This is a genomic window from Pseudomonas sp. KCJK9058 (assembly GCF_046230975.1).
GTDB classification, from domain to species: domain Bacteria; phylum Pseudomonadota; class Gammaproteobacteria; order Pseudomonadales; family Pseudomonadaceae; genus Aquipseudomonas; species Aquipseudomonas alloputida.
Map to the genome: position 1 here is coordinate 1 of NZ_JBJJLR010000024.1, position 18,499 is coordinate 18,499.

General features: G+C 59.8%; 17 protein-coding genes. 12 read left to right on the plus strand and 5 right to left on the minus strand.

Annotated features, from left to right (window positions below):
• From ACK59Z_RS14410 to ACK59Z_RS14420, 3 genes are all read left to right on the plus strand, one after another.
• Positions 1 to 1,069 (plus strand): RHS repeat domain-containing protein (locus ACK59Z_RS14410; RefSeq protein ID WP_409293302.1); only part of this gene is annotated, 1,069 nt, incomplete at its 5' end.
• Positions 1,070 to 1,072: 3 nt separating this feature from the next.
• On the plus strand, positions 1,073 to 1,687 hold the full coding sequence (locus ACK59Z_RS14415; protein WP_143495887.1) for a hypothetical protein: 615 nt from the start codon (positions 1,073 to 1,075) through the stop codon (positions 1,685 to 1,687).
• A 93-nt stretch (positions 1,688 to 1,780) separates the two neighbouring features.
• Positions 1,781 to 2,230, plus strand: a complete 450-nt coding sequence (locus ACK59Z_RS14420) for a DUF6386 family protein (RefSeq protein ID WP_409293304.1) — start codon at positions 1,781 to 1,783, stop codon at positions 2,228 to 2,230.
• 301 nt (positions 2,231 to 2,531) lie between these two features.
• On the opposite strand, the gene ACK59Z_RS14425 is transcribed toward ACK59Z_RS14420, so the two are convergent.
• Positions 2,532 to 2,780: a hypothetical protein gene (locus tag ACK59Z_RS14425; protein ID WP_181318791.1), complete on the minus strand. Its 249-nt coding sequence runs from the start codon at positions 2,778 to 2,780 to the stop codon at positions 2,532 to 2,534.
• A 112-nt stretch (positions 2,781 to 2,892) separates the two neighbouring features.
• Between ACK59Z_RS14425 and ACK59Z_RS14430 the strand changes: the two genes are divergently transcribed.
• From ACK59Z_RS14430 to ACK59Z_RS14445, 4 genes are all read left to right on the plus strand, one after another.
• Complete coding sequence (locus ACK59Z_RS14430) at positions 2,893 to 3,717, plus strand: nuclear transport factor 2 family protein (protein WP_181318792.1); 825 nt, start codon at positions 2,893 to 2,895, stop codon at positions 3,715 to 3,717.
• A gap of 64 nt (positions 3,718 to 3,781) precedes the next feature.
• Positions 3,782 to 5,188: an FAD-dependent oxidoreductase gene (locus ACK59Z_RS14435; RefSeq protein ID WP_319902857.1), complete on the plus strand. Its 1,407-nt coding sequence runs from the start codon at positions 3,782 to 3,784 to the stop codon at positions 5,186 to 5,188.
• A gap of 33 nt (positions 5,189 to 5,221) precedes the next feature.
• A complete protein-coding gene (locus ACK59Z_RS14440; protein ID WP_014589771.1) occupies positions 5,222 to 5,563 on the plus strand; it encodes a cupin domain-containing protein in 342 nt (113 codons plus the stop codon).
• Between the two features lie 52 nt (positions 5,564 to 5,615).
• Positions 5,616 to 6,695, plus strand: a complete 1,080-nt coding sequence (locus tag ACK59Z_RS14445; RefSeq protein WP_003248478.1) for a polyamine ABC transporter substrate-binding protein — start codon at positions 5,616 to 5,618, stop codon at positions 6,693 to 6,695.
• 131 nt (positions 6,696 to 6,826) lie between these two features.
• On the opposite strand, the gene ACK59Z_RS14450 is transcribed toward ACK59Z_RS14445, so the two are convergent.
• Positions 6,827 to 8,410 (minus strand): peptide chain release factor 3, encoded by a 1,584-nt coding sequence (locus ACK59Z_RS14450; RefSeq protein ID WP_003248481.1) that lies wholly within the window; start codon positions 8,408 to 8,410, stop codon positions 6,827 to 6,829.
• A 556-nt stretch (positions 8,411 to 8,966) separates the two neighbouring features.
• On the opposite strand from ACK59Z_RS14450, the gene ACK59Z_RS14455 reads away from it, so the two are divergent.
• The 4 genes from ACK59Z_RS14455 to ACK59Z_RS14470 are packed head-to-tail and all read left to right on the plus strand — an operon-like array spanning position 8,967 to position 12,409.
• The gene (locus ACK59Z_RS14455; protein WP_004575998.1) at positions 8,967 to 9,680 is read left to right on the plus strand and encodes an ABC transporter permease; all 714 of its coding nucleotides are present in this window, start codon (positions 8,967 to 8,969) and stop codon (positions 9,678 to 9,680) included.
• Positions 9,681 to 9,693: 13 nt separating this feature from the next.
• Positions 9,694 to 10,605, plus strand: coding sequence for a glycine betaine ABC transporter substrate-binding protein (locus tag ACK59Z_RS14460; protein WP_108191787.1), 912 nt, complete (start codon positions 9,694 to 9,696; stop codon positions 10,603 to 10,605).
• Entirely contained in the window at positions 10,602 to 11,255 is a 654-nt protein-coding gene (locus ACK59Z_RS14465; RefSeq protein WP_003248487.1) for an ABC transporter permease, read from the plus strand. The genes ACK59Z_RS14460 and ACK59Z_RS14465 overlap by 4 nt, the downstream gene beginning before the upstream one ends.
• Entirely contained in the window at positions 11,252 to 12,409 is a 1,158-nt protein-coding gene (locus tag ACK59Z_RS14470) for a betaine/proline/choline family ABC transporter ATP-binding protein (protein ID WP_108191788.1), read from the plus strand. The genes ACK59Z_RS14465 and ACK59Z_RS14470 overlap by 4 nt, the downstream gene beginning before the upstream one ends.
• A 137-nt stretch (positions 12,410 to 12,546) precedes the next feature.
• Here ACK59Z_RS14470 and ACK59Z_RS14475 read toward each other — a convergent pair whose 3' ends face one another.
• The 3 genes from ACK59Z_RS14475 to ACK59Z_RS14485 all read right to left on the minus strand — a co-directional run bounded on the left by ACK59Z_RS14475 (position 12,547) and on the right by ACK59Z_RS14485 (position 16,565).
• On the minus strand, positions 12,547 to 14,976 hold the full coding sequence (locus ACK59Z_RS14475; protein ID WP_409293308.1) for a TonB-dependent siderophore receptor: 2,430 nt from the start codon (positions 14,974 to 14,976) through the stop codon (positions 12,547 to 12,549).
• A 108-nt stretch (positions 14,977 to 15,084) separates the two neighbouring features.
• A complete protein-coding gene (locus tag ACK59Z_RS14480) occupies positions 15,085 to 16,047 on the minus strand; it encodes a FecR family protein (protein WP_409293310.1) in 963 nt (320 codons plus the stop codon).
• Positions 16,048 to 16,067: 20 nt separating this feature from the next.
• Entirely contained in the window at positions 16,068 to 16,565 is a 498-nt protein-coding gene (locus ACK59Z_RS14485; RefSeq protein WP_108191790.1) for an RNA polymerase sigma factor, read from the minus strand.
• 494 nt (positions 16,566 to 17,059) lie between these two features.
• Here ACK59Z_RS14485 and ACK59Z_RS14490 point away from each other — a divergent pair, with 494 nt between their 5' ends.
• Positions 17,060 to 18,223, plus strand: coding sequence for a type III PLP-dependent enzyme (locus tag ACK59Z_RS14490; protein WP_003248498.1), 1,164 nt, complete (start codon positions 17,060 to 17,062; stop codon positions 18,221 to 18,223).
• Positions 18,224 to 18,499: the final 276 nt, after the last annotated feature.

An 18,499-nucleotide genomic window follows, 5' to 3' on the forward strand; every position in this document is an offset into this window, starting at 1 on the left:
TCGGATCAAACAGTGGCGGGATCAGGAGTATCGCTACGACCCGTGGGGCAATCTGGTCGAGAAACGCTCGGGGCACAGCAAGCTGCAGCACTTCGCCTATGACTGTGAGAACCGGCTGGTTAAAGCTGAAACGTATGTCGGTGACAGACTGGAGAGCACCGGGCAGTACCGGTATGACAGCCTGGGAAGGCGGGTGGCCAAACAGGCTGAAATCAATGGCGAAGCCGAGCAGAAGCGCTTCCTCTGGCAGGGGCTGAGGATGCTGTGGGAGGAAACGCCTGGGCAGAACATCCTGTACCTGTACGAGCCGGGTAGCTATGCGCCATTGGCGCGGGTCGATCAAGTTGAAGGAGAAGGGCAGAAAGTCTATTACTTCCATACGGACCAGATTGGAACCCCGCTGGAGCTGACCGATAGCGAGGGTGAGATTGTCTGGCAGGCGACATATCGTTCGTGGGGAGCGTTAGAGCAACTTGTTATCGGTGAGGTCGAGCAGAACCTTCGGTTCCAGGGCCAATACTTTGATCCCGAAATAGGACTGCATTATAGTCTATTCAGATACTTTGATCCTGAGATAGGGCGATTTATTACGCAGGATCCGATAAGCCTTCAAGGCGGGTATAATCTTTATGAGTACGCACCAAATACGTTGACCTGGATTGATCCATTAGGCTTGTGCAAAAGCGCCGCAAGTGGTGACAAGGGACGATCAAAGGCGATGCACGACTTAGAGCGTAACGGCTTTAAGATAGTTGCCGAAGAAGTTACCATGAAGGTTAATGGAAGTAGGATTAGAGCGGATTTTGTTGCTAGAGATGCTCAGGGGAGTTTGCATGTGTTTGAGGTAAAACATGGCGCAGGCTCGCTTACCAAAAACCAAAAAGCCGCAGATGTATTTGACATGAGCAACCCTGCAAATACTACGCAGCACCTTGGGGGAGGCACCATTAAGCCATCTAGTGGTACTGCGGCTAAGCTGAAAGTTGATACTAAAAGTGCGCGCGGCAAATTGCTTGGTGGTAAAGGAGCCGTGCATGATGCACTATTCAATGTCCTTAAATATGGGTGAATTATGAGTTCAGAGGATCGGTTGTATTTTGAGGCTGCCTTGCTTAAAGAGTTAAAGATCGTTGCGTCAAAATTTGATGGCGTGGTGGCTACAAAAAATAAATTAAAGTTTAAGCATAATAAAAAAAATGTGGGTGAACTTTTCTTGGATCATATCGCGCGCGTAGATTCTTATGTGCTTGCCGGGATGGTTTCCGGGGGGGAGCTTTTTGAGTGCGCGTCAAAATTCACACCTCCTTACAGAAGTAATTTATTTAATGATGGGTGTTTTTCGTTCATTTCGTCAGGTGAGCAAAGTAAACAGTTTAGTGGAGATTTTGGGGGGGCTATAAAAACACCGCCTCCTGCTTTGGCAGATGAAGTCTGTAGTCATATTCGGTTGGTTCTGGAGGAATTCTATGTTCCCAAAATGTTAGCCGCTATCGTGCCAGCTGATAGAACTATAAGTGATGTTGTTTTGTCTCCGGATGAATACTCATATCCTGCTGTCTTGATACATTGTGCTGCTAAGTTGGGTGGCGTGGCTGGGAATGAAGTTAAAATAAAAGAAGCGATGACTTCAAAGAAAATTGTAAAGGACAAGGTCTACGATATTTCGCTGCTCGACGGACTATTGTAATGCTTATGTATCGGATGTTTTGAAATTTGCTAGTTACGTATTCAAGGGTTAGCACCGGGCGATATAATTAGCAAAATAATATGAGAATGATTCATGAGCATCGAGTTTTCTGTGGTTACAGACACGGCAACTTTAGCGATATTTGATTTGCAGGCAATACGTCATCGAATGAGTGATACATTTGATTGGTGGAGTATTCAAAGCGATGAAATTTCTGAGATGAATAAGGGTAATATCGCTTTTTTAAATTTAGGTGAGGATGGTAGGTATCAAGTAAAAATTGAAGAAAACTTATCAGATCCTAGCGGAGGAATTTACTTGAAAATGCCTTCTGGACGCGTGTTCATAGGCGCAGGGGAAGATACTTCCGGAGGGGGGCTGGAGCCTGATGACTCGAATGCAGTTCAAGGCGAGTTTATTAGTCTCGAAACAGGTAGCCATTATATGAGTTACAAGGTCGAGAGCGGAGTGATCTGCTTAGCGTTCTCGCCTTCCAGAAAGTTTAGTAATGAACTTACAGATTCGGTAAGACTTACTATTTAGCCTCTAAAGTAATTTGAGTTTTTTGACTTGAAGAAAGTACTATTTAACAGCAGGGAGATGGGCGAGCAACTAAAGGCATCAGCCTTGCTCGAAAAAAATGGAGGAACTTAAATCATTTTCTTTTGAATTTGTTAATAAAAAATAAGATCCGCATGACGTTTACAGGGGTGCACCGAAGCGATGGAAACGCTTACCCAGTACCGCTACGACGAACACGGCCAGCTGACCGCGGTGTTCAACCGCAAATTCAGGGAATTTTACCTGTTCAATGGACGCGCTCCGAATGCGAAGATGAGATTAATCAGTAGAGCTTGTTCCAGTTGCTGGCCAGATAACTGAGGGCTTTTCCCAGCGCATTGCCTGCCTTGCACACGCCTTTTGTAGCGAAGAGTTGCAGCAAAAGGGCCGCAAAGAGCGGCCCCCAAAATCTCAATGCATAAAGAACCAGATAAGAATGATCACCGGAATCGGCACCCCAATCATCCAAAGCAGTATCGAGCGCATGGCCTTTCTCCTTGTTCGATGGTGACAAGAAAGGTGCAGCCGCCATGCCAGTTGTATCAAAAAACTACATTCATAAGAATCAAAGGCTTACCCTCCAAGCCGCCTGAGCAAACCGTGCAATATGCAGGATCCACGCCCTTGCACCTGGGTGTTCTGCAATGCACTATCCACCCATGATCGCCACCACCCTCCCCGACGGCCCCGAGCAAACCCCGCTTACCGCCGAAATCGTGCTGCGCTACCACCTCTGCTGGAAGCATCGCGACCTCGACGGTGTCATGGCGCTGTACCACCCCGATATCCAGTACCACGACTTCTTTCAGAACCGCGTGCTCGGCTATCAGGAACTGCGCGATTACGTACGCGCTTGCCTGCCCCATGAAGCTGGCGAGGACATCGTCCACAGCGACCGCATCCGCGTCGATGGCTGCACCGCATTCATCCAGTATCAGGTCACGGTGCAGGGCGGCGACGGCCTGGTTGCGTTCCAGTCCAGCGAGGCGATCACCGTAAGGGACGGGCTGATCTGGCGGGTCAACGAATACGCCACGCTGGTCCGCCGGAACGGCACAGGCCACGCCAACAGCGGTCCGCGCCCCGCCACCAGCCGCCTGGGCCTGTCGCCCCGGCAGTTGTCGACCATGGCCCAGGACCTGGAGCATTACTTCCAGCGTCAACGCCCCTACCTCGACCCGGAGCTCGACCTGCAACAGGTCGCCGACGCCAGCGGCTACAGCCGCAACCAGATTTCCTACCTGCTCAACCAGGTGCTGGGGCAAAGCTTCTATCGCTACGTCAACCAGGCACGCCTGCAGCACCTGATGGCCAGCCTCGGCGACGACAGCGTCGAGGCGACGATCGACGAGCTGGCCTTCAGTGCCGGCTTCAACTCGCTGTCGGCGTTCTACAAGTGTTTCCGTGAGCACACCGGGCTCACGCCCAAGGCCTACCTGAAGCAAATTTCCCTGCGTGCACGCACGTAAGACAGCCGCCCACTGACACCACTAGCATCGCCCACAGACCTTGACGGATGTGGAGCCGAACCCGATGCAACCCCTGCGCACGCTCAGCCTGTGGATGGACCAGCTCGACGAGCCGCTGTGCGCGCGCCCGGCACTGCGCAATGACCTCGACGTTGACGTGTGCATCATCGGTGCCGGCTATACCGGCCTTTGGACCGCGTACTACCTCAAGCGCCAGGCCCCCCAGCTGAACATTGCGGTGATCGAAGCCCAAATCGCTGGCTTCGGCGCCTCCGGCCGTAATGGGGGCTGGCTGATGGGCAACCTGCTCGGCGAAGACCGCCTGCTCGGCACCCTCTCGCCGCAACAGCGCCGCGCCAGCATCGACCTGCTGCACGGCATCCCGGATGAAGTGCATCGCGTGCTGCAAAGCGAAGGCATCGACTGCGACTACCGCAAAGGCGGCGTCCTTTATTGCGCGGCGCGCTACCCGGAGCAGGAACGCAGCCTGCGCGCCTACCTCGACGACTTGTATCGCCAAGGCATGACCGAGGACGACTACCGCTGGCTGAGCCCCGAGCAGTTGGGGAGCCAGCTGCGGGTCAGCAATGCGTTTGGAGCCATCTACAGCCCGCACACGGCGACCATCCAGCCAGCCAAGCTGGTGCGCGGCCTTGCCCGGGCAGTGGAGGCGCTGGGCGTATCGATCTACGAAAACACCCCGGCCATCGACTGGCAGCCGAGCGAGGTGCGTACCCCGCTGGCACAGATTCGCTGCCAGTGGATGGTGCCTGCCGTGGAGGGTTACGCCGCCAGCCTGCCGCCATTGGGCAAACACCAATTGCCAGTACAGAGCCTGCTGGTGGCCACCGAGCCGCTGCCAGAGGCCACCTGGGAGCAAATTGGCCTGAGCAAGGGCCAAGCCTTCAGTGAAAGCAGCCGCCAGGTCACCTACGGCCAGCGCACCGCCGACAACCGCCTGGTCTTCGGTGCTCGCGGTGGCTACCGCTTCGGTGGGCGTCTGCGCGAGAACTTCAACCTCGACGAACACGAAGTCGAACTGCGCCGCTACCTGTTCGGCGAACTGTTCCCGCAGCTCAAACAGGTACGCATCACTCATACCTGGGGCGGCAACCTCGGCATGGCGCGACGCTTCCGCCCACACATGCTTTGCGACCGCCAGCGCGGCATCGCCCTTGCCGGCGGCTACGGCGGCGAAGGCGTGGGGGCTACCAACCTGGGTGGGCGCACCCTGGCGGCGCTGATCCTCAACCAGCGCAACGAACTGACGGCGCAACCCTGGGTGCTCGACAACCGCCCGCTATCGAGCCTGGCCAGCTGGCCTCCCGAGCCCTGCCGCTGGCTGGGCTACAACGCGATCATCCAGAGCTTCGTCCACGAGGACCGGACCCTCGCCAACCCCGCCAGCGCGCCGTGGAGGCGGCGCCTGGCCATCTCGGTTGCGGACTTCATGGAAGGCTTCATGCACTGACTTCCCTTATCACTCGTACAGGATCCACCGGTCATGAGCATCACCCAGTTCAAGAACACCGAATTTGCCGTGCTCGACAGCTCCAACCCGGTCGCGGTACCGCTCGGCGAACCCGTGGCAGTCACGTCAGTCACCTGCGTGGAGCGCAGCGATGGCGTTGAAACCGGCATCTGGGAATGCACCCCAGGGCGCTGGCGGCGGCAGATCGTGCAACAGGAGTTCTGCCATTTCATCAAGGGCCGCTGCACGTTCACCCCCGACGGTGGCGAGCCCCTGGTCATAGAAGCCGGAGACGCATTGATGCTACCGGCCAACAGCACCGGCACCTGGGACATCCAGGAGACCGTGCGCAAGACCTACGTGCTTGTTTTCTGATCCGCTGATCGCCTGCCTTCGATAACAACAGACAAAGCAAGGTAAACCCGACATGCGCACCTTCCTCCTCGCCCCCCTGATGCTGGCCGCCAGCGTGGCCAGCGCCGCTGAAACGGTGAAGATCTACAACTGGTCCAGCTACGTGGCCCCCGACACGTTGAAGAACTTCCAGCAAGCCAGCGGCATCGTCCCGACCTATGACGTGTACGACAGCAATGAAACCCTCGATGGCAAGTTGATGACCGGCAATTCCGGCTACGACGTGGTGTTCCCCTCCAACCATTTCATGGCCCGGCAGATCCAGGGCAAGGCCTTGAAGCGCCTGGACAAATCCCAGCTACCTAACTGGCACAACCTCAACCCGGTGCTGCTCAAGGCGCTGGAGGTGAACGACCCGGGCAACCAGTACGGCTTCCCGTACCTGTGGGGCAGTACCGGTATTGGCTACAACATCGACAAGGTCAAGGCGGTGCTCGGCGACAACGCGCCCGTGGACTCCTGGGACCTGATCTTCAAGCCCGAGTACATGAGCAAGCTGAAAAGCTGTGGGGTCGCGGTGCTGGACAATGGCCCCGAACTGCTGCCGATCGCCCTGCACTACCTGGGCTTGCCCCATCACAGCCAAGATCCCAAGGACTACGAGAAGGCCAAGGACCTGCTGATGAAGGTGCGGCCTTACATCAGCTATTTCCACTCGTCCAAGTACACGGGCGACCTGGCCAACGGCGATATCTGCGTGGTGGTGGGGTTCTCGGGGGATGTGCTGCAGGCGAAGAACCGCGCCGATGAGGCGAACAATGGCGTGAAGGTGGGCTATTCGATACCCAAGGAGGGCGCGCCAATGTGGTTCGACATGGTCGCCATGCCCGTCGATGCGCCGGATGAAAAGGCCGGATATGCCTACATGAACTACCTGCTGCAGCCGGAGGTGATGGCCAACATCAGCAACCATGTGCAATACGCGAACGGCAACCTCAAGGCAGACGGGCTGGTAGACCCGGCGATGAAGGGCAATACGATGATTTACCCGAGCGACGAGGTGATGGGCAAGCTGTATGCGCTGGAGGCGATGCCGGCGAAGATCGACCGTATTCGTACGCGAATCTGGACCAGTATCAAAGCCGGAAATTGAAATGGGGCCGCCTAGCGGCCCTTCGCGGGCACGCCCGCTCCCACAGGTATCACATGACCTCCAGGTCTGGTGATTCCCTGTGGGAGCGGGCGTGCCCGCGAAGGGCTGCAAAGCAGCCCCGATTTCAGGCCTTAATGGTGCTCGCGGGTAGCGCGGAACTTGATGTCCGGCCAGCGCTCTTCCATCAGCGCCAGGTTGACCCGGGTCGGCGCCAGGTAGGTCAGGTGACCGCCGCCGTCGATGGCCAGGTTTTCCATGGCCTTGGTCTGGAATTCCTCGAGCTTCTTCTTGTCATCGCAGCTGATCCAGCGCGCCGACCAGACGGTGATAGGCTCGTAGGCGCACTCGACCTTGTACTCTTCCTTCAGGCGGCTGGCGACCACGTCGAACTGCAGCACACCGACCGCACCCAAGATGATGTCGTTGCTGCGCTCAGGGAAGAACACCTGAGTAGCACCTTCTTCGGCCAGCTGCTGCAGGCCTTGACGCAGTTGCTTGGATTTCAGCGGGTCTTTCAGGCGGACGCGGCGGAACAGCTCCGGCGCGAAGTGCGGGATACCGGTGAAGCCCAGCGCCTCGCCTTCGGTGAAGGTGTCGCCAATCTGGATGGTGCCGTGGTTGTGCAGGCCGATGATGTCACCGGCAAAGGCTTCTTCCAGTTGCTCACGCTCGGAGGAGAAGAACGTCAACGCATCGCCGATACGCAGGTCTTTGTTCAAGCGCACGTGGCGCATTTTCATGCCCTTCTCGTACTTGCCCGAGCAGATGCGCATGAAGGCGATACGGTCGCGGTGTTTCGGGTCCATGTTCGCCTGGATCTTGAACACGAAGCCGGTGAACTTCTCTTCCACAGGCTCCACGGTGCGCTCGTGGGCCACACGGCCAAGCGGGCGCGGCGCCCAGTCGACCACGGCGTCGAGCACGTGGTCGACACCGAAGTTGCCCAGTGCAGTACCGAAGAACACCGGGGTCAGCTGACCGTTGATGAACTCTTCCTGGTTGAACTCGTGGCAAGCGCCCTGCACCAGCTCCAGTTGCTCGACGAACGAATCGTACTGGTCGCCCAGGTGCGCGCGGGCTTCGTCCGAGTCCAGCTTCTGGATGATCTTGGCTTCGGTGCGCTCGTGGCCGTGGCCCGGGGTGTACACCACGATGTAGTCACCGGTCAGGTGGTACACGCCCTTGAAGTCGCGGTAGCAACCGATCGGCCAGGTGATTGGCGCGGCCTTGATCTTCAAAACGGCTTCGATCTCGTCGAGCAGTTCGATCGGGTCGCGGATGTCTCGGTCGAGTTTGTTGATGAAGCTGACGATGGGCGTGTCGCGCAGGCGGCACACGTCCATCAGGGCGATGGTACGCGGCTCTACACCTTTACCGCCGTCGAGCACCATCAGCGCCGAGTCCACCGCGGTCAGGGTGCGGTAGGTGTCTTCCGAGAAGTCTTCGTGGCCGGGGGTGTCGAGCAGGTTGATCATGTGCTCGCGGTACGGGAACTGCATCACCGAGGTGGTGATGGAGATGCCGCGCTGCTTCTCCATTTCCATCCAGTCGGAGGTGGCATGGCGGTCGGACTTGCGCGACTTCACGGTACCGGCGACGGCAATGGCCTTGCCCATCAGCAGCAGCTTCTCGGTGATGGTGGTCTTACCGGCGTCGGGGTGGGAAATGATTGCGAAAGTGCGGCGCTTCGCGACTTCGGCGGCCTGGTTGGTCATGGGAAATCGCCTGACTGGGGGATTTGAAAGGGGCAGTATCATACCTGAAGTTGGGCCTGGACCAAAATCTGCCGAATGAATGGCGCCTGTGCCGGCCTCGTCGCGGGTAAACCCGCGCCTACAGGTACGACACAGGGTTCGGATGCGGTGCAGTCACTGTAGGAGCGGGTTTACCCGCGAAGAGGCCGGCACAGACAAAGAAATCCAACAGGCAATCGATTTATCACGACAAATGCCCAAAGCGCAGTTATTTCAACGCCTGCAGCGCATTAAGTCGCTGTTTTTTCTCGCCAAAAATCCTGCCACCCAGCGATTAACGCTGGCCAAATGCCGCCTCAGATGGGAACCTTTACGCCCACGGAGACGTCCACTCCCCTGCAACCCGCTTCGGTTGGGGACTGGTTTCATCAGCATTTTCGGGCCCGACGGGGTTCGGCTCATGGCCTGATCGCAGCCTTCGGCTTGCATCTCGCTGCTACTCGCGAACACACCACCCGCCGCCAGGATTGGCCGGCTTCCAAGAAGTGTGCTCGCCGACAACACAAGGAGTCCGCCTGTGGCTAAACGCTACGGAAAGGGGCTGTTGGGATGGGCCGCCGTGCTCGTCATCCTGGCCCTGCTGGTCCACTGGATCGGCATCGACACGATCGCGCGTTATCGCGACGATCTTGGGTTCTACCTGCAAGCGCACCTGGTATTGGTGCTGGCTTCGATGGTGGCGGCGCTGGCCGTGGGCATCCCCGCTGGCATTGCGTTAAGTCGACCGCACCGGGTCGACAAAGCCGAGCGTTTCATGCAGTTCTTCAACGTTGGCAACACCATCCCCCCTCTGGCCGTTCTGGCCATCGCCCTGAGTATCCTGGGCATCGGCGCCGGGCCTGCGATCTTCGCACTGTTCCTCGCGTCCCTCCTGCCCATCGTGCGCAACACCTACGAAGGCCTGAAAAACGTCCCCGCCTCGCTCAAGGAAGCCGCTACCGGCATCGGCATGACCCCGCGCCAGCAACTCTGGCAGGTGGAACTGCCCAACGCCGTGCCGATCATCGTCGGCGGCGTACGCGTGGCCCTGGCGCTGAACGTGGGCACCGCACCGCTGGCATTCCTGATCGGCGCCAACAGCCTGGGCAGCCTGATCTTCCCCGGCATCGCCCTGAACAACCAGCCGCAGCTGCTGCTGGGTGCCGCCTGCACCGCGCTGCTGGCACTGGTGCTGGACGCGGCGGTGAGTTTCTCCAGCAGGCGCTGGCTGGAACGTGGCCTGGCCCAATAAGGATAGGAAACGTATGAAGAAGAGAATCGCCTTGCTGCTGGGCGCGGCCCTGCTGTTCGCAGGAGTTGCCCAGGCAGCGGAAAAACCCCTGGTGCGCATCGGCGCGCGGGTGTTCACCGAACAGACCGTGCTCGCCGAAATCACCGCGCAGTACCTGCGCGCCAACGGCTTTGACGTACGCGTCACCACCGGCCTTGGCAGCAGCATCGCTCGCCAGGCCCAGGAAACCGGCCAGCTCGACCTGATGTGGGAATACACCGGGGTGTCGCTGGTGTCCTACAACCACATCGATGAGCGTATGCCCAGCGCCGAGGCCACCTACGCCAAGGTCAAGGAGCTGGATGCCAAAAAAGACCTGATCTGGCTGACCCCGTCGAAATTCAGCAACACCTATGCCCTCGGCTTGCCGAAGCAGGTCGCCGAGGCCTACCCGCAGATCAACTCGATCAGCGACCTCAACCAGGTGCTGCGCGACGAGCGCAAGCGTAATCACCTGGTGGCTCTGGACACCGAGTTCGCCAACCGCCCCGACGGCCTGGTCGGGCTCAAGGAAATGTACGACCTGCAGGTCGGCCGCGCCAACATCCGCCAGATGGACGCGGGCCTGGTCTACACGGCCATGCACAACAACCAGGTGTTCGCAGGCCTGGTCTACACCACCGACGGTCGCCTGAGCGCGTTCAACCTCAAGCTGCTCGAAGATGACAAGCACTACTTCCCCGACTACACCGCCGCCCCGGTGGTGCGCAAGGCCGTGCTCGACGCCAACCCGCAACTGGTCGCCCTGCTCAAGCCACTGGCCGAGCAGCTCGATGACGAGACCATGCGCCAGCTCAATGCCAAGGTTGACGTAGACCACCAGAACCCGACCGCTGTGGCCGCCGCATTCCTGCGAGAGCATCCCCCCAAGGAGGTACAGCCATGAGTCTGCTCGACACGTTCGCCCACCTCGACTGGGCCCAGGTGCTGCAACTGACCTGGCAGCACATCATGCTGGTCGGCATCGCCGTCGGCCTGGCGATCCTCGTTGGCGTGCCGCTGGGCATCCTGATGACCCGCTTCCCGGCGGTGGCCGGCCCGCTGCAGGCCAGCGCCACAGTGCTGCTGACCATCCCCTCGATTGCGTTGTTCGGCCTGCTGCTGCCGTTCTACTCCAAGTTCGGCCAGGGGCTGGGCCCCTTGCCGGCGATCACTGCCGTGTTTCTTTATTCGCTGCTGCCAATCATGCGCAACACCTACCTGGCCCTGACCAATGTCGAGCCCGGTATCCGTGAAGCCGCGCGTGGCATCGGCATGACCTTCGGCCAGCGCCTGCGCATGGTCGAGCTGCCCATCGCCGTACCGGTGATCCTCGCCGGCGTGCGCACCGCCGTGGTGATGAACATCGGTGTGATGACCATTGCCGCCACCATCGGCGCCGGCGGCCTCGGCGTGCTGATCCTGACTTCCATCAGCCGCAGCGACATGTCGATGCTGCTGGTCGGCGCCGTACTGGTCAGCCTGCTGGCGATCATCGCCGACCTGCTGCTGCAAACCCTGCAACGTGCCCTGACTCCAGAAGGACTGCGCTCATGATCGAACTGAAGAACCTCAGCAAAACCTTCAACGTCAACGGCAAGGACGTCAAAGCCGTCGACTCGGTAAGCCTCACCGTCAATGAAGGGGAAATCTGCGTGTTCCTCGGCCCGTCGGGCTGCGGCAAGAGCACCACGCTGAAAATGATCAACCGCCTGATCACGCCCACCTCGGGCCAGGTGTTCATCAATGGCGAAGACACCACCGGCCTGGACGAAGTCACCCTGCGCCGTCACATCGGCTATGTGATCCAGCAGATCGGTCTGTTCCCCAACATGACCATCGAGGAGAACATTACCGTGGTCCCGCGCCTGCTTGGCTGGGACAAGCAGAAATGCCACGAGCGGGCTCGCGAGCTGATGCACATGATCAAGCTCGAACCCAAGCAGTACCTGCAACGCTACCCGCGCGAGCTGTCTGGTGGCCAGCAACAGCGTATCGGCGTGATTCGCGCCCTGGCAGCAGATGCACCCGTGCTGTTGATGGATGAACCGTTCGGCGCGGTCGACCCGATCAACCGCGAAATGATCCAGAACGAGTTCTTCGAAATGCAGCGGGCGCTGAACAAGACCGTGATCATGGTCAGCCACGACATCGACGAAGCGATCAAGCTGGGCGACAAGATTGCCATCTTCCGTGCCGGCAAGCTGTTGCAGCTGGATCACCCGGATACCCTGCTGGCGCACCCGGCGGATGATTTCGTCAGCAACTTTGTGGGCCAGGACAGCACCCTCAAACGCCTGTTGCTGGTGCGTGCCGAGGATGCAGCGGACAACGCGCCGTCGGTGAGCCCGGAAACGCCGGTGGGCGACACGCTGGAGCTGCTGGATGAGCACGACCGCCGCTACGTGGTGGTGACCGATGCGCAAAACAAGGCCTTGGGCTATGTGCGCCGGCGCGACATGCACCGCCAGCAAGGGACGTGTGGCGATTTCCTGCGGCCGTTCAATGCCACGGCCTCGTACGATGAGCATTTGCGCATCCTGTTGTCGCGCATGTACGAGTTCAACCGCGCGTGGTTGCCAGTGTTGGATGCCGAGCAGGTGTTCTTGGGCGAGGTGACGCAGGAGTCGATTGCCGCGTACCTGAGCTCGGGGAGATCGCGGGGGGCGAAGAGCAGTATCGTTTCGCCGGCCGAGGCGGTGGTTTCGTAATCGTCGGGGGCGCTTTGCGCCCCTTCGCGGGTAAACCCGCTCCTACAACGGCCTGTGTTCAATGCCCGATGTATGTCCACCACCGATCAATGTGTAGGAGCGAGCGAAGGGCCGCAAAGCGGCCCCGGCAATCTCGATCAAAACCCAACACTGGCCTGCACGTAGAAGGTCCGCGGCTCACCCACGTAAAGGCCGGCATTGTTGTCACTGGAGCGGGTGAAGTACTGCTTGTCGAACAGGTTCTTCACCCCCGCCGCCAGCTTCAGGTTGGACAGTTCAGGCCCGAATTCGTACCCACCGCGGGCATGCCAGGTCACATAACCCGGAATATCGCCATACTGCCCGTCAGCACTCGGCTCGGTGATGTAGTCGCCATTGAAACTGCCATCGGCATTGATCCCGGTTCCCGGCGCACGCTGCTTCGATTGGGCATAGGCGTCCAGGTTCCAGGTCCAGCGGTTAACTGCGTAACGCACCCCGGCAGTGGCCACCTGGCGTGAATAGAACGGCAGGTCTCGGCCCTTGAACCCTGGGATATCCCCTTCATAGGTCGCGCGGGTATAGGTGTAGCCACCGCTCACCGACAGCCCGTCCAGGCGCGGGTCCAGCCCGGCCAGGTCATAACGCACCGAAGCCTCGATGCCCTGGTGCTTGGTCGCACCAAGGTTGGTCCAGCCCACGTCGTTGCTGATGTACTGCAGCTCATCATCGAAGTCGATGTAGAACGCCGTCAGCTCACCGGCAAAGCCGCCATTGTCATAACGGGTACCGATTTCGTAGGTCTTGGCTTTTTCCGGTTCCAGGCCATTGGCCGTAGTGTTGCCAGAACCGCCCTGGCCCAGCTGGAAGTACTGCAGGCTACCGAACGAAGTCTCGTAGTTGGCGAACACCTTCCAGGCATCGGAAACGTGGTACATCACGCTCAGTGCCGGCAAAGGCTCGTTGCTGGTGATGCTGCGCTTCTTCTCGGCTACCGGGCGGTTGTTGGCGTCCAGCACCGGGCGGTCGCGCCAGTCGGTATTGATGTGTTCGAAGCGCACGCCAGGGGTGATGGTCCAGTTGCCCACGTCGATCTTGTCGTCGATGTAGTAGGCGCTGGCCTCGGTGCCGCCACTGCGGTCCTGGAACACGTGGCCGTCGGAAGTCGGGGTCACCGTCGGCACGTTGTCGATCAGCGCCAGGCGAGTCGATTGTTCGCGCATCGCTTCCTTCAGGTAACGGTAACCGACACTGACTTCCTGGGTGGTTGGGCCGGCAAAGAAGATGCGCGACACACGGGGTTCGATGGCAAAGGTGTGGTAGTTGCGCGGGTACGACGACAACGTCTTCATGTCCCGCGAGGCGATGGTGCTGCCGCGGAAGCTGTCGGTGTAGTAGGTCAGCACTTCGAACTGGGTGGCATCGTCGAGCTGCCGCTGCCATTTGAACGACACATCCTTGCGCCGGCCCGCGAAGTAGTCGTAATCGCGCAGCGACTGGTACGGGTTGCTGTCGTATTGGGCCTGGGTCATGCCACCCGGCATGTCGGCACGGCCATCGTAATAATGGAAGTTGAGCCAGAACTCATCGACATCGGTTGGCGCCCAATGCGTCTTGAGGATTACGTCGTCGATGTCGTTGCCGTTGTTGCTTTCACGGTAACCGTTGCCATTCACCCCGGTGTACAACAGCGCCACGCCCATGCCATTGTCGGCCGTGCCACCGACGAAGGCTGACTCGGTGTGTTTCCAGCCACCGTGCTGGGAGGTCTCCAGGGTGGTGGACAGCTCTGCCGAGGCCTTTTCCGGAATCGCCCGGGTTACAAAGTTGATCACGCCGCCCACGTTCTGCGGGCCATAGCGCACCGAGCCGGCACCGCGCACGACGTCGATGCTGTCGAGGTTGCCAGAAGAAATCGGTGCCATCGACAGCTGTGGCTGGCCATACGGCGCGAAGGCGGCCGGGATGCCATCGATCAGTACCGTGGAGCGCGGCGACAGGCGCGAAGTAAGGCCGCGTACGCCCACGTTCAGCGACAGGTCGCTGCCACCGGTCCCGTTGGAGTCCTGCACTTGCACGCCGGGGATGCCGCGCAGCACGTCGCGCACGTTCATTGAGCCCTTCTCCACCATTGCCTCGCGGCGTACCACGGTGCGTGCCCCAGGGTGGTTCTGTACCACGCTCTGCTGGGCATCACCCAGCCAGTCACCGACCACCTTGATGTCGGTGGGTGCCAGCTCCAGGCTGCCGCTGCCCAGGTCAAGGGTAGTCGGCAGAGGCTTCACTACAACGGTGTCCCCGGACATCTCGTAGGTGAGCCCGCTGCCTTGCAACAGCTGTTGCAGCGCCTGCACCGGCGCCAGGTTGCCCGATACCGCCGGGGCCTGTTTGCCGGCGACCAGCTCGGGGCTGAAAAACAGCTGCAGGCTGGTTTGCTGGCCGAGCTGGTTCAGCGCCGAACCCAACGGCTGGGCCTGGATGTGGAGGGCATTAGCGGCCTCTGCGGCCTGGCTGCCAACGGCCACAGTACTGACCGCCAGGGCCAGCGCCAGGGCGCGAAAGCGTGGGAGAGGTTTGTTGTTGTTCACGTCGTCGAAACATCCTGGAATACGGAATAAACGCCAACCGCGTGCAAATGGAAATGCTTGGCAGTTGCAGCTGGCGAGGAAGACGAACGAGTGAAAAAAAACCTGAATCTAGTTGGCGATTATTTCGCTGGAGCCGTCTTCATAGGCTTTGATGGCCACCGGGAGGATGCTCGGCAAGGCCCGCAGCAGAGCGTCTGTATCGTTGGTACTGAAGGTACCGGACAGGCGCAGCCGGGCGACTTTCCCAGGGGTGACCCGCAATGGCTGGCGACGGTAGCGCGAGGTTTCGGCCACTACTTCGGCGAGGGTTGCGTTGTCGAACACCAGCTTGCCCTGTCGCCATGCGGTCATGGCGCCGGTGTTGACCGCATAGGGTGCGGCGACCAGGCCCTGTGCATCTATATGCGACCCCTGCCCGGCCGTCAGTTGCGCCGGCGAGTCGCCCTTGCCCTGCACCCGCACCGACCCCTGTTCCACCGCCACACGGGTGCTGGCTGGGTCCAGGCGGACGTCAAAGCGGGTACCTGTGACGATCACACTGCCCTGGGCAGTGTCGACCACAAATGGCCGGTTACCGTCATGGGCGACGCTGAACATCACTTCACCGGCGTTCAGGCGCACGTGCCGCCGGCCGGCGCTGAACTCGACCTGCAACTGCGTGTTGCCATTGAGCTCCAGATGCGAGCCATCCGGCAGTTCGACCTGGCGGCGCTCATTGAAGGCCGTCTGCAGGCTGCCTTGATGGTTCAGTTGCAGGTGGTGCCAGCCGCCCCAGCCCAGGCCCAGCGCCACTACCGCGACACTGGCGGCCAACGCCTGGCGCATGAAACGCCGTCGTGGCAGCTGCTGCACCGGGTCTGGCTGGCACAGCGCCTCCAGGTGCTGACGTGGAATGAAGTCGGCGGCCTGCCACACGCGGCAGAGATGCTCATATTCTTCCCGGTGGTGCTCGTCGCTCGCCAACCAGGCATGCAACTGCGTGTGCAGCCCGGCATCCCGAGGCGCATCCTGCACGCGGGCGAACCATGCGGCCGCCTGCTCGCGGACGGCATCGGTACCGTGCTGTTTCATCGAAAAGGCCTCCTGACTCTTCATGCCGACACATCCAGGTGCTCACGCAGGTGCCGAAGCGTGCGGATCATATACTTTTCGACCATGTTCTTGCTCAACCCCATGCGCTCGGCAATCTCGGCCTGGGTCAGGCCTTCGAGCTTCTGCCAGATGAACACCTGCCGGCAGTTGAGTGGCAGCTCGGCCAGGGCCCGCTCGACGCTGTCGGCCAGCTCCAGGGCATGCACGTAGGCTTCCGGGTCGCCACTGCCGGTTGCGCCTTCGTCGAAGGCTTCCCGCTCCAGGGCCTGGCGGCGGTCTTCGCGACGGAAGCCATCCACAGCGATGTTGCGCGCAGCCTGATGCAGGTAGGCGCGTGGCTGCTCAACCTGCTCGCGCGGGGTTTCCAGTACCCGGACAAAGGCATCGTGGGTGAGGTCCTCGGCCTGCTGACGACTGCGCAGCTTGCGCGTCCAGGTGCCGATCAGCTCATGGTAATGGTCGAGGAAGCCTTTGTGTCCGGACACGGTCGGGGTCATCAGGGAGGCAGACAAGGGTGCGAATAGTAATGTTTCGCATCAAAAGCAGCAAATCCGCCAGTCGGTAACAAAAAATTTATGGGCGATTTCCTGTACGGGGGTACCAGGAAAATGTGGCCATAAATATGAACACCTCCGGCCCTTTCGCGGGCAAGCCCGCCCCCACATGGAACCCGTATCCCCTGTAGGAGCGGGCTTGCCCGCGAAGGGCCCAACACGCTCCATTCCACAATTTTTTACGCTTGAAAGATCGCAGGGAACATCAGCCGGTCACACGAGTCGGTTATTCAAATGGCTGGTCGTCGATCCACGTCGATCACGCCCGGATTGCCTGTTGATTCTGCATTCTTCACGCCCTAAAGTGCGCGCCGAACGTCCATGCTGGAAACGATCCATCCGGCTCAAGTACTGAGTAGGCGAACCAAAGTGGGGATACGGAGGACGTTCAGTTTGCAGCCACTTAATCTTTCAGTTTGCCCATGGAGTCCCTGAGCATGTCGATCCAGGTCGAAGACTATTTCGCGCGTGAAACCTTCCAGAAAATGAAGGCGTTCGCTGACAAGCAGGAAACCCCGTTCGTACTCATCGACACCCAGATGATCAGCCAGGCGTACGACGACCTGCGCGCCGGTTTCGAATTTGCCAAGGTCTACTACGCGGTCAAGGCCAACCCGGCCGTGGAAATCATCGACCTGCTCAAAGAGAAAGGTTCGAGCTTCGACATCGCCTCGATCTACGAGCTGGACAAAGTGATGGGCCGCGGTGTCAGCGCCGACCGCATCAGCTACGGCAACACCATCAAGAAGTCCAAGGACATCCGCTACTTCTACGAGAAGGGCGTGCGCCTGTACGCCACCGACTCGGAAGCCGACCTGCGCAACATCGCCAAGGCCGCACCGGGCTCGAAAGTGTATGTGCGTATTCTGACTGAAGGCTCCACCACTGCCGACTGGCCGCTGTCCCGCAAGTTCGGCTGCCAGACCGACATGGCCATGGACCTGCTGATCCTCGCACGCGACCTGGGCCTGGTGCCTTATGGCATCTCCTTCCACGTGGGCTCGCAGCAACGCGACATCAGCGTGTGGGACGCCGCCATCGCCAAGGTCAAGGTAATCTTCGAACGCCTGAAAGAAGAAGACGGCATCGAACTGAAGCTGATCAACATGGGTGGTGGCTTCCCGGCCAACTACATCACCCGTACCAACAGCCTGGAAACCTACGCCGAAGAAATCATCCGCTTCCTCAAGGAAGACTTCGGTGACGAACTGCCGGAAATCATCCTCGAGCCCGGCCGTTCGCTGATCGCCAACGCCGGTATCCTGGTCAGCGAAGTGGTGCTGGTCGCACGTAAGTCGCGTACCGCCGTCGAGCGCTGGATCTACACCGACGTGGGCAAGTTCTCCGGCCTGATCGAAACCATGGACGAAGCCATCAAGTTCCCGATCTGGACCGAGAAGAAAGGCGAAGCCGAGGAAGTGGTCATCGCCGGCCCGACCTGCGACAGCGCCGATATCATGTACGAGAACTACAAGTACGGGCTGCCGCTGAACCTGGCCATCGGTGACCGCCTGTACTGGCTGTCGACCGGCGCCTACACCACCAGCTACAGCGCAGTGGAATTCAACGGCTTCCCGCCGCTGAAGGCTTACTACCTGTAATGCACAACGGGGCCGAAAGGCCCCGTTTTCATGTGCGTGCTGTCGGTGCTGGCCTCTGTGTGGGTAAACCGTACAACGGCCTGCGCCCAACCACCGATACGTGTGTAGGCGCGGGTTTACCCGCGAATACGGTGGCGGCGGCAACGGTGAACGGCCAGTGGAAATTGGCTGGCAGGCCCGGCCCTTTCGCGGGTGAACCCGCTCCTACGACGGCCTGTGCCCAACCACCGATGCGTATGTAGGCGCGGGTTTACCCGCGAATACGGTGGCGGCGGC

Excerpts from the sequence above, each read along its gene's own strand:
- ACK59Z_RS14430 (WP_181318792.1), top strand. The coding sequence starts at position 2,893 with ATGCACTATCCACCCATGATCGCCACCACCCTCCCCGACGGCCCCGAG.
- ACK59Z_RS14465 (WP_003248487.1), top strand. The coding sequence starts at position 10,602 with ATGAGTCTGCTCGACACGTTCGCCCACCTCGACTGGGCCCAGGTGCTG.
- ACK59Z_RS14440 (WP_014589771.1), top strand. The coding sequence starts at position 5,222 with ATGAGCATCACCCAGTTCAAGAACACCGAATTTGCCGTGCTCGACAGC.
- ACK59Z_RS14415 (WP_143495887.1), top strand. The coding sequence starts at position 1,073 with ATGAGTTCAGAGGATCGGTTGTATTTTGAGGCTGCCTTGCTTAAAGAG.
- ACK59Z_RS14460 (WP_108191787.1), top strand. The coding sequence starts at position 9,694 with ATGAAGAAGAGAATCGCCTTGCTGCTGGGCGCGGCCCTGCTGTTCGCA.
- ACK59Z_RS14425 (WP_181318791.1), bottom strand. The coding sequence starts at position 2,780 with ATGGCGGCTGCACCTTTCTTGTCACCATCGAACAAGGAGAAAGGCCAT.
- ACK59Z_RS14435 (WP_319902857.1), top strand. The coding sequence starts at position 3,782 with ATGCAACCCCTGCGCACGCTCAGCCTGTGGATGGACCAGCTCGACGAG.
- ACK59Z_RS14470 (WP_108191788.1), top strand. The coding sequence starts at position 11,252 with ATGATCGAACTGAAGAACCTCAGCAAAACCTTCAACGTCAACGGCAAG.
- ACK59Z_RS14445 (WP_003248478.1), top strand. The coding sequence starts at position 5,616 with ATGCGCACCTTCCTCCTCGCCCCCCTGATGCTGGCCGCCAGCGTGGCC.
- ACK59Z_RS14490 (WP_003248498.1), top strand. The coding sequence starts at position 17,060 with ATGTCGATCCAGGTCGAAGACTATTTCGCGCGTGAAACCTTCCAGAAA.
- ACK59Z_RS14420 (WP_409293304.1), top strand. The coding sequence starts at position 1,781 with ATGAGCATCGAGTTTTCTGTGGTTACAGACACGGCAACTTTAGCGATA.
- ACK59Z_RS14480 (WP_409293310.1), bottom strand. The coding sequence starts at position 16,047 with ATGAAACAGCACGGTACCGATGCCGTCCGCGAGCAGGCGGCCGCATGG.
- ACK59Z_RS14450 (WP_003248481.1), bottom strand. The coding sequence starts at position 8,410 with ATGACCAACCAGGCCGCCGAAGTCGCGAAGCGCCGCACTTTCGCAATC.
- ACK59Z_RS14485 (WP_108191790.1), bottom strand. The coding sequence starts at position 16,565 with ATGACCCCGACCGTGTCCGGACACAAAGGCTTCCTCGACCATTACCAT.